Annotated in this window: 9 protein-coding genes; 5 read left to right on the top strand and 4 right to left on the bottom strand. The window is 75.5% G+C overall.

What is annotated here, in order from left to right:
* Positions 1 to 59 precede the first annotated feature (59 nt).
* The 5 genes from EJA20_RS12120 to EJA20_RS12100 all read left to right on the top strand — a co-directional run bounded on the left by EJA20_RS12120 (position 60) and on the right by EJA20_RS12100 (position 6,981).
* Positions 60 to 3,014: a protein kinase family protein gene (locus EJA20_RS12120; RefSeq protein ID WP_129338407.1), complete on the top strand. Its 2,955-nt coding sequence runs from the start codon at positions 60 to 62 to the stop codon at positions 3,012 to 3,014.
* Positions 3,015 to 3,131: 117 nt separating this feature from the next.
* On the top strand, positions 3,132 to 4,166 hold the full coding sequence (gene trxB / locus EJA20_RS12115; RefSeq protein ID WP_129338406.1) for a thioredoxin-disulfide reductase: 1,035 nt from the start codon (positions 3,132 to 3,134) through the stop codon (positions 4,164 to 4,166).
* Positions 4,163 to 4,543 carry a thioredoxin gene (trxA, locus tag EJA20_RS12110; protein ID WP_129338405.1) on the top strand — a complete coding sequence of 127 codons (381 nt, stop codon included), beginning with the start codon at positions 4,163 to 4,165 and terminating at the stop codon, positions 4,541 to 4,543. The genes trxB and trxA overlap by 4 nt, the downstream gene beginning before the upstream one ends.
* Positions 4,544 to 4,607: 64 nt before the next feature.
* On the top strand, positions 4,608 to 5,951 hold the full coding sequence (locus EJA20_RS12105; RefSeq protein WP_129338404.1) for an aminotransferase-like domain-containing protein: 1,344 nt from the start codon (positions 4,608 to 4,610) through the stop codon (positions 5,949 to 5,951).
* Positions 5,952 to 6,030: 79 nt separating this feature from the next.
* The gene (locus tag EJA20_RS12100) at positions 6,031 to 6,981 is read left to right on the top strand and encodes a D-alanine--D-alanine ligase family protein (protein WP_129338403.1); all 951 of its coding nucleotides are present in this window, start codon (positions 6,031 to 6,033) and stop codon (positions 6,979 to 6,981) included.
* 188 nt (positions 6,982 to 7,169) lie between these two features.
* On the opposite strand, the gene EJA20_RS12095 is transcribed toward EJA20_RS12100, so the two are convergent.
* The 4 genes from EJA20_RS12095 to EJA20_RS12080 form a co-directional block, all read right to left on the bottom strand.
* Positions 7,170 to 8,378: a ParB/RepB/Spo0J family partition protein gene (locus tag EJA20_RS12095; RefSeq protein WP_420836431.1), complete on the bottom strand. Its 1,209-nt coding sequence runs from the start codon at positions 8,376 to 8,378 to the stop codon at positions 7,170 to 7,172.
* Positions 8,379 to 8,800: 422 nt separating this feature from the next.
* Positions 8,801 to 9,823 (bottom strand): ParA family protein, encoded by a 1,023-nt coding sequence (locus EJA20_RS12090; RefSeq protein ID WP_276319542.1) that lies wholly within the window; start codon positions 9,821 to 9,823, stop codon positions 8,801 to 8,803.
* Between the two features lie 2,942 nt (positions 9,824 to 12,765).
* Entirely contained in the window at positions 12,766 to 13,521 is a 756-nt protein-coding gene (gene rsmG / locus EJA20_RS12085) for a 16S rRNA (guanine(527)-N(7))-methyltransferase RsmG (protein ID WP_240675450.1), read from the bottom strand.
* A gap of 1 nt (position 13,522) precedes the next feature.
* Positions 13,523 to 14,038, bottom strand: a complete 516-nt coding sequence (locus EJA20_RS12080; protein ID WP_129338402.1) for a Jag family protein — start codon at positions 14,036 to 14,038, stop codon at positions 13,523 to 13,525.
* Positions 14,039 to 14,383: the final 345 nt, after the last annotated feature.

Below are 14,383 nucleotides of genomic sequence, written 5' to 3'. Positions count from 1 at the left end.
AGCATGCAGGGGCCGGCCCGGCGTGCGGTGCCGGTCCGCCGCCGGACGGAGGGTGCGACGTGTCTGAGGCCGTCGGGCCGGGGAGCCTGCTCGCCGGCCGCTACCGGCTGGGCGCGCCCGTGCCCGGGGACCTGCCCGGCGCCTCCACCTGGGACGCGACGGACCAGATCCTCGACCGGCCGGTCCGCGCGGTCCTCCTGCACACGGGCGCCGTGGCCCGGGCCCTCGACGCCGCCCGCCGCGCCGCGCTCGTCCTCGACCCCCGGCTGGTGCGGGTGGTGGACGTCGGCACCCACACCGCCGAGGACGGCACGGCCACGGGCTACGTCGTCACGGAGCACGTCGACGGCCCCGACCTGGCCCGGCTCGCCGCCCACGGCCCGCTGACCGGCGAGCAGGCGCGCGCCCTCGTCGGGGAGGCCGCCGCCGCCCTCGAGGTCGCCCGCCGCCGCGGGGTGCACCACCTCGCGCTGCGGCCCTCCGCCCTGCACGTGACGCCGGGCGGGCGCGTCGTCCTCACGGGCCTCGGCCTCGACGGCGCCCTGCTGGGGCGCACGGACACGGACGCCCGCCGCACGAGCCGCGCGGACACCCTCGACCTCGTCCGGCTGCTCTACGCCGCGCTCACCGGGCGCTGGCCGGCCCCTCCGGGCACCGCGGGTCCCGACGAGGGGCCAGGGCCGGTGTCCGGGCCGGTGTCCGGGCCGCGGCGCGGGCCCGTGTCCGGGCCGGACCGCGACGAGGACGGCACCACGGCCGCCGGGGACACGCTCGCGCGCGGCGGTGCGGTCGCGGTCGCCTCCCTGCCGCCCGCGCCCGTCGTCGACGGCGTCGCCGTGCCGCCGGCGGACCTCGTCGTCGGGGTGCCGAACGACCTCGACACGCTGTGCGCGGTGACCCTGGGCCCCCACGACGACGGCCCCCACACGCCGGGCGACCTCGTCCAGGACCTCGAGCCGTGGGGCGAGATCCGGGCGAGCCGCGCGACGCCCGGCGGCGGCGCGGAGATCGTGCTGTCCGGAGCCGCCGACGCCGCCGCGCCGGACGCGCACACCGGCGCCGACGCACCGGGCCCCTGGGCGGAGCCGGCGGCGGCCGGGGCCGGGGCCGGCGTCGCCGCGGCGGGCGCTGCCGCGGTCGTGACGGGTGCCGCTGCGGGGCGCTCGGGGACGGGCACGGGGCTCGGCTGGGGGGTCGTGCGGAGCTGGGCCGAGGTCATGGGTCTCGGGGGCCACCGGCACGGGTCCGACGGGAGCGCGCCGGCGGACGGGGACCGGGACGAGGGTGCCGACGAGGGTGCCGACGACGGCGCCGACGGCCGGAGCGCCGTGGCGCCCGGGGCCACAGCGCCGGAGCACGGCAGGACGGCGGGCGGAGAGGGGCACGACGTGGGCGTCGACGGCGCGCAGGGGCACGAGGCAGGGCACGACGACGCGTCCCCGTCCGGTGCGACGCATCCCGGCGACGGCAGCGGCCCGGTCCCGGGTGCCGGGGCGTCGGCCGACCCAGGGACGGGCACGGGCACGGGGACGGGCATAGGGACGGGCACGAGGACGGGCACGGGGACGGACACCGACGCCGACGGGGCGCCCGACGCGTCGCCCGGGTCGTCGGACGGGCCCGCCGCCGCGGTGCCGCCCGTCCGGCGCACGTCCGTGCGCACCGTCCTGGGCAGCGGCGACCGCCGGGGCGACACCCGGCCCGGGACCCCGCCGCCGGCCTTCCCCCCGCGGCACCGGCCCGTCCGTCCGGTCACCGGCGCCGTCCCCCGCTCGGCCCCCGGCGGAGGGGCTCTCGGTGCCGCAACCGGTGCCGTGGCCGCCGCCGGCGGGGGCTCGACGCTGCCCGACCCCTTCGGCCCGGCGGCCCGCGCCGCCACGCCGCCGGGCGGGACGCCCGTCGTCGTGAGGGACGCCGACGCGGGCGGCGCCGGTGCGTCGGGGCCGGCCACAGGGCCCACGGGCACGACCACGGAGCCGGGCCCCGGGGCGGGCGGGAGCACCGGTGCGCCGGACCCGACCGGGCCGGACGCGCGCGCCGACGTCGAGGAGCCGGCCGCGCACACGGGATCCGTGGCGCTCGCCGACTCCGTCGTCGACCTCGGGCCGGGCGCGGTCGGGGAGCCGGCGGCCCCCGCCGGGCCGCGCCGCGTCCCCGTCGCGCTGCGGCGGCAGGGCGGGCACCCCGACGAGGACGCCGAGGAGCTCCTGCCGGCACCGCTCGTCGCGCCGGGCGGGGGCGCGGCCGGTGGAGCGGGCGGGACCGTCGCGACCACCGCGGGCGGCGCGCCGGTCGACGGCGTCCCGGGCGACCCCGGGGACGTCCCCGGCGGCGAGTGGGACGTGATCGGCCAGGTCGACGAGGACGAGCGCCCCCGCCGGCCCCGCGTCGACGCGCCGCTCGTCGCCCTCCTGCTCGTGCTGCTCCTCGTCGTGGGCGGCGTCGCGTTCGCGACCCGCGAGCTCTTCGCCCCGGTGCGGGGCGACGCGGCCGGCGACCCCGCACCGACCGCCGACGCCGGCACGGCCGCCCCCGAGGCCCCCGCCGCGGAGGCACCGCCGGTGGAGGCCCCGGCGCCGGTGGCGCCCGTCGTCGCCGGCCTCACGTCCATCGACCCGAGCGACCCCGGCGCGGGCGAGAAGGAGGACGTCGTCGGCCAGGCGGTCGACGGCGACCCCGCCACCGCGTGGTTCACCTTCACCTACCGCTCGTCCGACTTCGGGGGGCTCAAGGACGCGGTGGGGCTCGCGGTGACGCTGCAGGCCCCGGCGACCGTCACCACCGTGACGCTGCGGACCAACAACACGGGGGGTGCGGTCGAGGTGCGCGCGACGGACACCTCCGCCCCCACCGCCGGCGACGTCCTCGCCTCCGGGCCCCTGGCGCCCGAGACCGTGCTGACGCTCGCCGCGCCGACGGAGACGGCCTCGCTCGTCCTGTGGTTCACCGACCTCCCGCCGGCGCCGGACGGCGCGCAGTTCCGCCTGGAGGTCGCGGAGGTCGCCGTCTCCTGAGCCGCCCGCCGGCACCCGCGGGGCACCCCCGGGCACCCACCGGCGTCCGGAACAGACCGCCTCTACCATCTGTTGGACAGGCCAGCACACCTGCCCTCCACCCCCGGGAGTCCCGCCGTGACCAGCACGTCCTCCACCGACGCCCCCGTCGTCCGCGACCTCGTCATCGTCGGCTCGGGCCCCGCGGGCTACACCGCCGCGATCTACGCGGCGCGCGCCGGGCTGCGACCCGTCGTCATCGCGGGCTCCGTGACGGCCGGCGGCTGGCTCATGAACACCACGGAAGTCGAGAACTTCCCCGGCTTCCCCGAGGGCGTGCAGGGCCCCGACCTCATGGAGAACATGCGGGCGCAGGCCGAGAAGTTCGGCGCGGAGATCGTCTGGGACGACGCCACGGAGCTCGAGCTCACCGGCGACCCGAAGCGCATCGTCACCGCCACGGGCGACGAGTACCTGGCCCGGGCCGTCATCCTCAGCACGGGATCGGAGTACCGCAAGCTCGGCCTGCCCGAGGAGGACGCGCTGTCCGGTCGCGGCATCTCCTGGTGCGCCACCTGCGACGGCTTCTTCTTCCGCGACCAGGACATCGTCGTGGTCGGCGGCGGCGACTCGGCCGTCGAGGAGGCCACGTTCCTCACGCGCTTCGGCCGCAGCGTCCTCATGGTCCACCGCCGCGACCAGCTCCGGGCCTCCAAGATCATGCAGGACCGCGCCTTCGCGGACCCGAAGATCTCCTTCGCCTGGAACTCCGAGGTGACCGCGGTCCACGGTGAGGAGAAGGTCTCGGGCGTCACGCTGCGGGACACGGTGACGGGCGAGACCCGCGAGGTCGCCGCCACCGGGCTCTTCGTCGCCATCGGTCACCTGCCCCGCACCGACCTCCTGCGCGGCCAGGTGGACCTCGACGAGAACGGCTACATCGAGGTCCTCGGCCGGTCGACGCTGACGAACCTCGAGGGCGTCTTCGCCGCGGGTGACGTCGTCGACCACACCTACCGCCAGGCCATCACCGCCGCCGGCTCGGGCTGCGCGGCGGCCCTCGACGCCCAGCACTACCTGGCGGCGCTGGCCGACGCGGCGCCGGGCGTGCCGGACCCCATGGTCCCGACGGAGGCGCCCGTGCTGGTCGGCGAGGCGGCCGAGGCCCGATGACGGGACCGGGGACGGGGCCCGCCACCGGTCCCGCCACCGGTCCGGCCACGACCGGGACCGTCGCGGCCACCGACGACACGTTCGACGCGCTGGTCCTCGACGCCGACGTACCCGTCCTCGTCGACTTCTGGGCCGAGTGGTGCGGCCCCTGCCGCGCGGTCGCGCCCGTGCTCGAGGAGCTCGCGCGCACCTACGCCGGCCGGGCCCGCATCGTCAAGGTCGACACCGACCGCAACCCGCGGCTCGTGCGCGACTACGGCATCGCCTCGATCCCGACCCTGCACGTGTGGAAGGACGGCGAGCTGCTCGAGTCCGTCGTCGGCGCGCGCCCCAAGCCCGTCCTCGCCCAGCACCTCGAGGCCGCGCTCGCCGGTTGACGCGGCGGCGCCCACCGCCTGTTCCTGACGGCGGGTGCGGGAGGTCGCGTGCGACACTGACGGGATGACCACCCCGCCCGTGCCCGCGCGACAGACGTCGGGCCAGCCCCCCACGTCCGCCGCCGCCGGCACGCGCCTGGACCCGTGGTTCGGCGCGTACGCCGAGCGCACCCACGGCATGCGCGCCTCCGAGATCCGTGCGCTCTTCGCCGTCGCCAACCGCCCCGAGGTCGTCTCCCTCGCCGGCGGGATGCCCTTCCTCGCCGGCCTGCCGCTGGAGCAGCTCTCGGAGCTCGCCCAGCGCGTCGTCGCCACGCAGGGCCTCGTCGCCCTGCAGTACGGCTCCGGCCAGGGCGACGAGACGCTCCGCGAGCAGATCTGCGAGGTCATGCGGCTCGAGCACATCGAGGCGCACCCCGACGACGTCGTGGTGACCACGGGCTCGCAGCAGGCGCTCGACCTCGTGACACGGGTCTTCGTCGACCCGGGCGACGTCGTCGTGGCGGAGGCGCCGTCCTACGTCGGGGCGCTCGGCGTCTTCCGGGCGTACCAGGCCGAGGTCGTCCACGTGACGATGGACGAGCACGGCATCGTCCCGGAGCTGCTCGACGAGACGCTCACGCGGCTCGCGGCGCAGGGGCGGCGCGTCAAGCTGCTGTACCTCGTCCCCAACTTCCACAACCCGGGCGGGGTGTCCCTCGCGCTCGAGCGCCGCCCGCGCGTGCTCGAGATCGCCCGCCGGCACCGCGTCCTCGTGCTGGAGGACAACCCCTACGGCCTGCTGTCCTTCGACGGCGACGTGCTGCCCGCGCTGCGCTCGATGGACGACGAGGGCGTCATCTACCTCGGGTCGTTCTCCAAGACCTTCGCCCCCGGCTACCGCGTCGGGTGGGCCGTCGCCCCGCACGCCGTGCGCGAGAAGCTCGTGCTCGCCAGCGAGTCCGCCATCCTGTGCCCCTCGAACGCCTCCCAGCTCGCGATCAGCGCCTACCTGCGCACGTGCGACTGGAAGGGGCAGATCAAGGTCTACCGCGAGCAGTACCGCGAGCGGCGGGACGCCACCGTGTCCGCCCTGGCCGAGTACCTGCCCGAGGCCTCCTGGACCGTGCCGACCGGCGGCTTCTACACCTGGGTGAAGCTGCCCGAGGGGCTCGACGCGCGGGACATGCTCCCGCGCGCGGTCACCGCGCGCGTCGCCTACGTCCCCGGCACCGCCTTCTACTTCGACGGCTCCGGCGCCGACCACATGCGCCTGTCCTACTGCTACCCCACGCCCGAGCGGATCCGCGAGGGCGTGCGCCGCCTCGCCGGCGTCGTCGCGGGGGAGGCCGAGCTCGTGGAGCTGTTCGGCACCGCGCACGATCGCCCCGACGACGAGGTGCAGGTCCCGTCGCCCGACGCGTCGTGATCCGCCGGACCCCGAGCCGCTCGACCACCCGGCGCACCGCCGCCGTCCTCGTCCCCCTCGTCCTGCAGGAGCCCGCCGCGTGAGCCACGCCCCGTCCCCCCGTCTCGTCGTCCTCGCCGGCGGCCTGTCGCACGAGCGCGACGTGTCGCTGCGGTCCGGGCGCCGCGTGGCCGAGGCGCTGCGCACCGCGGGCCTGGAGGTGACGGTCCTCGACGTCGACCAGCGCCTCCTGCCCACGCTCGACGAGCTCACGCCCGACCTCGTCTGGCCGCTGCTGCACGGCGCGAGCGGCGAGGACGGGTCCGTCCGTGACGTCCTGGCGCTCGCCGGCCACCGCGTGCTCGGCACGGGCCCGCAGGGCAGCAGGGTGGCGTGGTCGAAGCCCGTCGCCAAGACCGTCGTGCAGCGGGCGGGCATCCGCACCCCGGCCTTCGTCACCCTGCCGCAGTCGCTCTTCCGCGAGCTCGGTGCGGGGCAGGTGCTCGAGGCCCTCGTGCGACGGCTCGGCCTGCCCCTCGTCGTGAAGCCGTCGAAGGGCGGCTCCGCCCTCGGGGTCAACCTCGTCACGGACACGACCGCCCTGCCCCACGCCATGGTCGACTGCTTCTCCTACTCCGACACCGCGCTGGTCGAGCAGGCGGTGCAGGGCACGGAGATCGCCGTGAGCGTCGTCGACACGGGGGACGGGCCCGTGGCGCTGCCGCCCGTGGAGATCGTCACGGACGGTCCCTACGACTACGACGCGCGCTACAACCCCGGCCGCACCGAGTACTTCACGCCGGCCCGGCTCGACCCCGACGTGGTCGCACGGGCCTGCGAGGTCGCCGTGGCGGCCCACCGCGAGCTCGGGCTCGCGCGCCTGTCCCGCACGGACCTCGTCGTCGACGCGGACGGCACCCCGTGGTTCCTCGAGGTGAACGTCGCGCCGGGCATGACGGAGACCTCGCTGCTGCCCCAGTCGGCCGAGGCCGCCGGGTACGAGCTGCCCGCGCTGTACCGGGCTCTCGTCGAGGCCGAGCTGCGCGACTGACGTCCCGGACGGCCGCCGCCGCGTGCCGGCGGCCGTCCGACGGCGTGCCGACAGCCGTCCGACGGCGTGACGGCAGCTGTCCGACGGCGTGACGGCAGCTGTCCGACTGCCGTGCCGGCAGCCGTCCGACGGCGTGCCGGCAGCCGCCCCGGCCGTGCCGCCTCGCCGTCCTGCCCCCGCGCGCCCGGTCAGGCGCCGAGGAGACCCGGGTCGTCCGGCGCCAGGCTGGCGAGGATGCGGTTGAGGTCGTCCCGGGAGGCGAACTCCACCGTCAGGCGGCCGCGGGTCCGGCCCAGGCTCACCTTGACGCGCGTCTCGAAGCGGTCCGAGAGCCGGCCGGCGAGCTCGTCGAGCGACGGGTCCTCAGCCCTGGCCCGCGGGCCGCGACGCTGGACGGCGTCCTCCACGCCGAGGGCGACGATCTCCTCGACCGCGCGCACGGAAAGGCCCTCCGCCACGATCCGCTGCGCCAGCCGCTCGATCGCGGCGCCGTCCGTGAGCCCCAGGAGGGCGCGGGCGTGGCCGGCGGACAGGACACCGGCCGCGATGCGCCGCTGCACCGTGGCGGGCAGCCGCAGGAGGCGCAGGGTGTTCGAGATCTGCGGGCGGGAGCGGTGGATGCGCTGGGCGAGCACCTCGTGGGTGCAGCCGAAGTCGTCGAGGAGCTGCTGGTAGGCGGCCGCCTCCTCGAGCGGGTTCAGCTCCGCGCGGTGGAGGTTCTCGAGCAGCGCGTCGCGCAGCAGGTCGGCGTCGTCGGTCTCGCGGACGATCGCGGGGATCGTGTCCAGGCCGGCCCGCTGCGCCGCGCGCCACCGGCGCTCGCCCATGATGAGCTCGTAGCCGTCCTCCGCCTCGCGGACGACGACGGGCTGGAGGACACCGACCTCCTCGATGGAGCCGACGAGCTCCGCCAGCGCGTCCACGTCGAACACCTGCCGGGGCTGGCGGGGGTTCGGGCGGACGGCACCGAGGGGCAGCTCGACGAAGCGGGCCCCGGGCACGGGCCGCAGCCCGCCGTCCTCGTCGGCGTCGTCCGGCACGCTCTCCTCCGCGAGGGCCCGGCCGTCGAGGATCGCCTGCGCATCCGCGTCGTCACCGGTGCCGGTGGCGTCCCTGTCCTCGGGCGCGCTCCGGTCGGGCAGCAGGTCGACCCGGGCCACGTCCTCGTCCGACACGTGCGTCGCGGCACCGGGCAGGTCCGCACGGGCGGCCCGGCCGTCGTCGACCGCGTCCTCCACCTCCGATGCGCCGGCAGCGACCACCGGCGGCGCAGCGGCGTCGCTGCCGGGTGCCCCCGGAGCGGTGCCGACGACGGTCGCGTCCGTGCCCGCGCCGCCCGCCACGGGCACCGTGCGCGTCCCGTGCGGCTCGGCAGTGGGGTCTGCCTGCGGGACCACGTCCGTGCCCGCCCCGGTGGAGGGCGTCCCGACGCCCCCGGCTGCGCCGCGCTTGCGAGAACGCTTCTCGTCAAGAGACGACGGCGCGTCCGTTCCACCTCCGCCGTCCTCGGCCTGGCCCGCGCCGGTGGCCGCACGGCCCTTCCGGCCGAAGCTCAGGTCGGCGGACGTCTGCGTGGACAGCGCCGGCACCTGGGCGCGCGCCCGACGCCGGGCAGGCGTCGCGGGTCCCGCCGGCGCCGCGTCCGCGCGGGCGGTGTCGGGCGCGGCCGTGGCCGCGACCGACGCGGCGGCGGGCGCGAGCGCACCCTCACGGGAGTCGGGGAAGAACACGTCCACCGGCCGCTCCCGCGGCCTCTCCGGGTCCTGGCCCTGCGGGATGAGGGCGCCGAGCCCTCGACCGAGCCCGCGGCGCTTCTCGTTCACTGGTCCTCCTGCTGCCCGGCGGGGGCGGTGGTCGACGCGTCGGTGCTGGTCAGGCCGCGTTCCGCGATCTCGCGGGCGGCCTCGAGGTAGGAGAGGGCCCCGGACGACCCGGGGTCGTAGGTGACGACCGTCTGGCCGTGGCTGGGTGCCTCCGAGACCCGGACGGAGCGCGGGACCGTGGTCCGGAGCGTCTCGTCGGGGAAGTGCCGACGCACCTCGTCCGCCACCTCCCGGGCCAGGTTCGTCCGGCCGTCGTACATCGTCAGGAGGATGGTCGACAGCCGCAGATCCGGGTTGAGGTGAGCCCGGATCATGTCGACCGTCTTGAGCAGCTGGCTCAACCCCTCGAGCGCGTAGTACTCGCACTGGATCGGGATGAGGACCTCCTGGCCCACGACGAAGGCGTTCACCGTCAGCAGGCCCAGGCTCGGCGGGCAGTCCACCAGCACGTAGTCGAGGCGCCGCAGTCCCTGCTCGTCGCGCCACCGGAGGTAGGTGGCAAGCGCCCGCTGCAGCCGCGTCTCACGGGCGACGAGGGATACGAGCTCGATCTCCGCGCCCGAGAGGTCGAGCGTCGCCGGGACGCACCACAGACCCTCCACGTGCGGCGACGCCTGCACGGCGTCCGCCATCGGGAGACCATCGACAAGGACCTCGTACACCGAGGGGGTGCCGCCGTGGTGCTCGACCCCCAGGGCCGTGGAGGCGTTGCCCTGCGGGTCGTTGTCGATGACCAGGACCTCGAGGCCGGCCTGCGCCAGCGCCGCCGCCAGGTTGACGGCCGACGTCGTCTTGCCCACGCCGCCCTTCTGGTTGGCGACGGTGATGACCCGCGTCTGGTCCGGTCGCGGGAGACGCCGACCGCGCAGCTCGATCCGCCGCCGCGCGTCCTGGCGGAGCGCCGCCATCAGCGGCGTGTCCTCGTCCGCCCGCGGGAGGCTCTCGGCCAGCTCCGCCCTGCTGCGGTCGTCGCCGTCGTGCGGGGCGCGCGTCGACGTGCCGGCTCGGTCGGTCGTCACGCTGCTGGTCCTCCTGGGTCTCCGCACGCGGCCCGCCGCCCGCAGGCGGCCGGTCCTCTCGGCCCATCGGGTCCACGACCCGACGCCCGGTGAGCCTACTGTCCGGGGCTGACAGACCCGGGCACCGGCGCGCTGGCTTCGCCGTTCCACGTGAAACACCGCCTCGCCCTTACGCGTTGCGACGTAGCGCGACGGGACTCCAGGCCGCGCGCCCCTGACGAGCGAGCCCCGCAGACCGTCCCGCGAACGCGAGCAGAGGACCGACCTGGTGAACCCGGTACGTCGCTCAGCTCCGCAAGGCCTTGGCAGCGTGATGTCGTGACTCCGACTGCCGCGTCACCGTTTCACGTGGAACACGCGAACATCGTTGACCGTCGCAGTCCCGACGCGGGACGCACAGAGCAGTGCGAAGGAGTACGGGCACGGGGAAGACGCACCGTCATCGGTGCTCGGCGGACCATGGTGCTCACTCAGGATCCGGAACCCCGAGGTCTCACCCGGACATGAACGCCTCGATACCTCACCGCACCATCCGGTGCCGCCGAACCTGGAGCTCCCGGACCTGCTCCTTGGGCAGAGGACCGCGCCGGATCGAGCGGCCGGCTCGCCCGCCGCTCCACCGCCGTCCCAGCACAGCAGTTCAAGCCTTCGGTCCCGCGCATGGATGAGCAGCGCAAGCCTCCGGGCACCAGATGCATGGACACCGGCCCTACCTCAGCCTTGCGGCCGCCGCCCTACCGTAGGCATGGGGCGTGCTCCCTCCCATGTGTGGGCGGCGGAGCATGCACCGGGGATCGCGAGGAGCGGAGCACCATGAGCGGTGGCGGCCCTGGACAGCCCCGCTTCAACGAGCGGCCCGAGTTCCGAAGGGTCACGCTCACACCCCGGCCCACGTCCTAGCCCGCATCCTCGCCCGGGTCCCCCGCACACGCCGATGTCCGTCGGTCACTCACATGGCGGAGAGACAGCGCGTCGCTGTTTCACGTGGAACATCGACGGTGAGCCTGCCACCGCCGCATGGCCTGGCTTCCGATCCGCCGGGGCAGGGCGCCAGCAGACACGAAGGAGCCCTTCATGAGTCACCAGGTCCCTATGCCGGTTCACGTCTCGTCGGAAGCGGCCGTAGTCCCTTTGCATCCTTGAGGGGCGTCGGTGGTGCAAGTACCGGGGAGCGGCGGCGAAGGAACTACGCCTGCCGGAGGTTCCCGCTCACCCGAGACTTCTCCACGGGCGCGAGCCCCGCAGGTCGAGTTCACCGGTCGAGTCAAGGACGACGACGCGGCTTCGACCACGATTCCGAGGGCGACTGCAGCCAGTTCAGACCGACATGACGTGCTGACCCGGGAGGAATGCGCCGCGTCGTACTCGGTCCCCCCGTACACGGGTTCCATCAGTTCCTCAAGAACCGGCATGTTCTTCCGAGCCCGATACACCGTCGTCAATCGGACCCGCCCGGCTCGTCCCGAGCTGCTGTTCCACGTGAAACATGCGCGCATGAGGGTCTGTGGCTCGCGGCCTCAGCACCGCAGAGTTCCATCGGGTAACTGCCAGCGATGCCGCAGCGGCCACTCGGACGGGAACGCGCCACGGCCGACGCATCTCGAACATCGTGGGTGTCCTCGCGCGAGTGCCTGTGGGCGCCGACACCCGGGTGCAGCCGCACGGCGAGCAGTACCACCATCTAGCAGCAGTCGATCGTGGCCATCGAGAGCCCGTCGGCGGCGGCCGTGAGAGAGGAGACGTCAGCAGCGGCTCGCCGTGGACACGCGGCGGAAGGGGATGTGCGGCACATCCTGGAGCGACGGCGGTTCACCCAAGACGCATGTTCGCCTCGAGAACGGGGAGGATCGCGCTGTGGGTGCCGTGTGCCCCGCCCGCGAGCGGGATCGCGGGAACCTCGAGGACGAGGGGCGGCCGCACGAACCCAGAGAGCGGATCGCCCATTCTGCCGACGTGCCGCACGCCCGGCGCCGGGTGTTCTCGATGCCGCAGCGCGGACCGTCGCCCGGGCAGGAGTCCCACCGTCCACCAACGCCGGCTGACGAAGATCGACGTCGCGAGGCGCAGCATCTGCAGGCCAGCCGCCACCGAGGAGAGCTCGCAACTTCCAGTGCCGTCACGTCCAGTACGTGGCCGAGGTCGCGCGCCTGACCACCCACAGCGCGCCCGTACCCAGGACGGTAGCTCTCCGACGCTGGTCGTCCACTGACCCGCCGAGCCCGCCGCACACTCGCCGTCGACCGGGGTCGCTCCTAGTAGCCAGAGCTGCCGGCCGCCTGAGCACGTCGCGTCGGAAACCTGTCGTCTGCGCTCGTCGGCCCAGATCAGAAGGCCGCTTCACGCACGGCCGGCAGGGAGATCTGCGACGTAGCGACGGAGGGCCGCGGCGGCCGTCGAGACCGCCTTCTTCCGGTCTCCTACAGGCCTTGCGGCCCACGTCGGTTCCACGTGAAACAAGGAGACCATCAACGATCGTGGCCCCATCTGCCGTCTGCTACTGGCGCGGACCACGCCCTCGAGCGGACCGGCCCACCACACGCATCCGCCCAGGTCGCCCTCCGAGAGCCGGCATCGATCACCTCAGCGACCGAACCGTACGGTCCCCCGCTGCAGGGGCGACCAGCCGGGACCGATCAGCTCCGACATCGCCGCGGAGCGCAGCGCCGCCACCGCTGCCGGGTGCACACGCGCCGTGGCACCTGCCGTGACGGAGCGGTGGAACCACACCCGCTCGGTGCAGGCCAGTCGCCTCGACTCCCACGAATGGGCGGCCGAGCAGCGGCGCCGGAGGGTGGGATGTCGAGCCCGCGGCATCGGTCGCACGGATAGACCCTTGCCGCACTGACGCCTCATGTAGGTGAGAGCAGGGGCGCTCGCGTCGTCCACGACGACGTGGACTGCCCAGCGCACACGAGCGAGCAGTCACAAGTCGTGTGGCTTGTTCAGCGCCGACTGCCGGTGCGTCGGTGGCCCGGCGCGCGGCGGGGGGACACGTCACGTCCTCGTCGCGCTTCCACGACGCGCGTGCCCGCCACCCCGGGGAGCGTGCCCGCCTCGACCACGCGCACGTCGTCGACGCCCCACGCCTCGCCCACCACGGAACCGGCGGCGATCTCCTCCTCGGCGCGCGAACCCTTCAGCGCGACGAGCCGCCCGCCCACCCGGAGCAACGGCATCGCCCACCCGTACAGCGTCTCGAGCGAGGCGACGGCGCGCGCCGTGACGACGTCGGCCGTGAGGCGGCCGGCCACGTCCTCCGCCCGGCCCCGTTCGACCCGAGCGTTCGCGAGCCCCAGGGCACCGACGACCTCGGACAGCCACGCCGTGCGCCGCTGCATCGGCTCGAGCAGCACGACCTCGGTCTCCGGCAGCATCGCGGCGACGACGACACCGGGCATCCCCGCGCCCGACCCGAGGTCGATCACGCGCGCGCTGCCGCTCAGGCGCGGGACGACGGCCGCCGAGTTCAGCAGGTGCCGCTCCCACAGGCGGCCCACCTCCCGCGGTCCGACGAGCCCGCGCAGCACCCCCTCTCCGACGAGCATCGTCCGGAAGGCGTGCACCGCGGGCCACGCCGCCCCGAAGTACTCGGGTAGGCGGGGGTCCCCGTCCAGAGGGTCGACCTCGTCACCCCCCGACCGTGCGCCGTCACCCGTGGCGCCCTCCGGCCCGACGGTCGACCCCCCCTGCGCCTCCACGTCAGGACGCCGGACGGATCACCACGAAGCGCTGCGGCTCCACGCCGTCGGAGTCGCTGACGAGCCCGGCCGCCGACACGACGTCGTGCACCACCTTGCGCTCGTAGGCGTTCATGGGCTCCAGCGCGACCTCCGCGCCGCCCGTGCGGACCCGCTCGATCGCCTCCTCCGCCACCGTCGTGAGCTCGGCGCGGCGCCCCGCGCGGTAGCCCGCGACGTCGAGCATGAGCCGGCTGCGCTCGCCCGTCTTGGCCTGCACCGCCAGGCGCGTCAGCTCCTGGAGGGCCTCGAGCACCTCGCCGTCGCGGCCGGCCAGCCGGCGCAGGCGGCGGTCGTCGGGGTCCTCGGACACGATCTCGACGGCGGCGCGACCGTGCTCGACGTCGATGTCGATGTCACCGTCGAGGTCCGCGATGTCGAGCAGCTCCTCGAGGTAGTCGGCGGCGATCTCGCCCTCCTCCTCCAGGCGGTTGCCGCTCCTGCCGACCTCGGGGACCTCGGGCTGCGTCGTCGTCATCACCGTTCTCCGTCCGTGCGTGCGTCCTGCGTGACCGTCCCGCCGTGCGGGTCGTGCTGGTGGCCGTCGGGGGTACGCCCGACGGGGTGCCTCACTCCGCCGTGCCCGTCCCGCTCTCCGACGACCCCGTGGGGCGGCCGGCGCGCGGCGTCCGCGGCTCCGCGCCCTCGGGCCGGGGCGCGCGCGGGGCGGCACCGTCGGGCCGTGGCTTGCGGGGGCCGGCACCCTCGGGGCGCGGCTTGCGCGGGCCGGCACCCTCCGGGCGCGGCTTGCGCGGAGCGGCACCCTCCGGGCGCGGGGTGCGCGGGGAGGCGCCGTCGGGCCGCGGCTCGCGCGGGGCGGCAC

Source organism: Cellulomonas endophytica (assembly GCF_004123805.1).
Classification (GTDB): Bacteria; Actinomycetota; Actinomycetes; order Actinomycetales; family Cellulomonadaceae; genus Cellulomonas; species Cellulomonas endophytica.
Note: the sequence above shows the minus strand (reverse complement) of the source record. Positions and strands in the feature narration are given on the sequence as shown.

Coding starts and splice junctions, on each gene's coding strand:
- trxA (WP_129338405.1), top strand. CDS start 4,163: ATGACGGGACCGGGGACGGGGCCCGCCACCGGTCCCGCCACCGGTCCG.
- EJA20_RS12105 (WP_129338404.1), top strand. CDS start 4,608: ATGACCACCCCGCCCGTGCCCGCGCGACAGACGTCGGGCCAGCCCCCC.
- EJA20_RS12080 (WP_129338402.1), bottom strand. CDS start 14,038: ATGACGACGACGCAGCCCGAGGTCCCCGAGGTCGGCAGGAGCGGCAAC.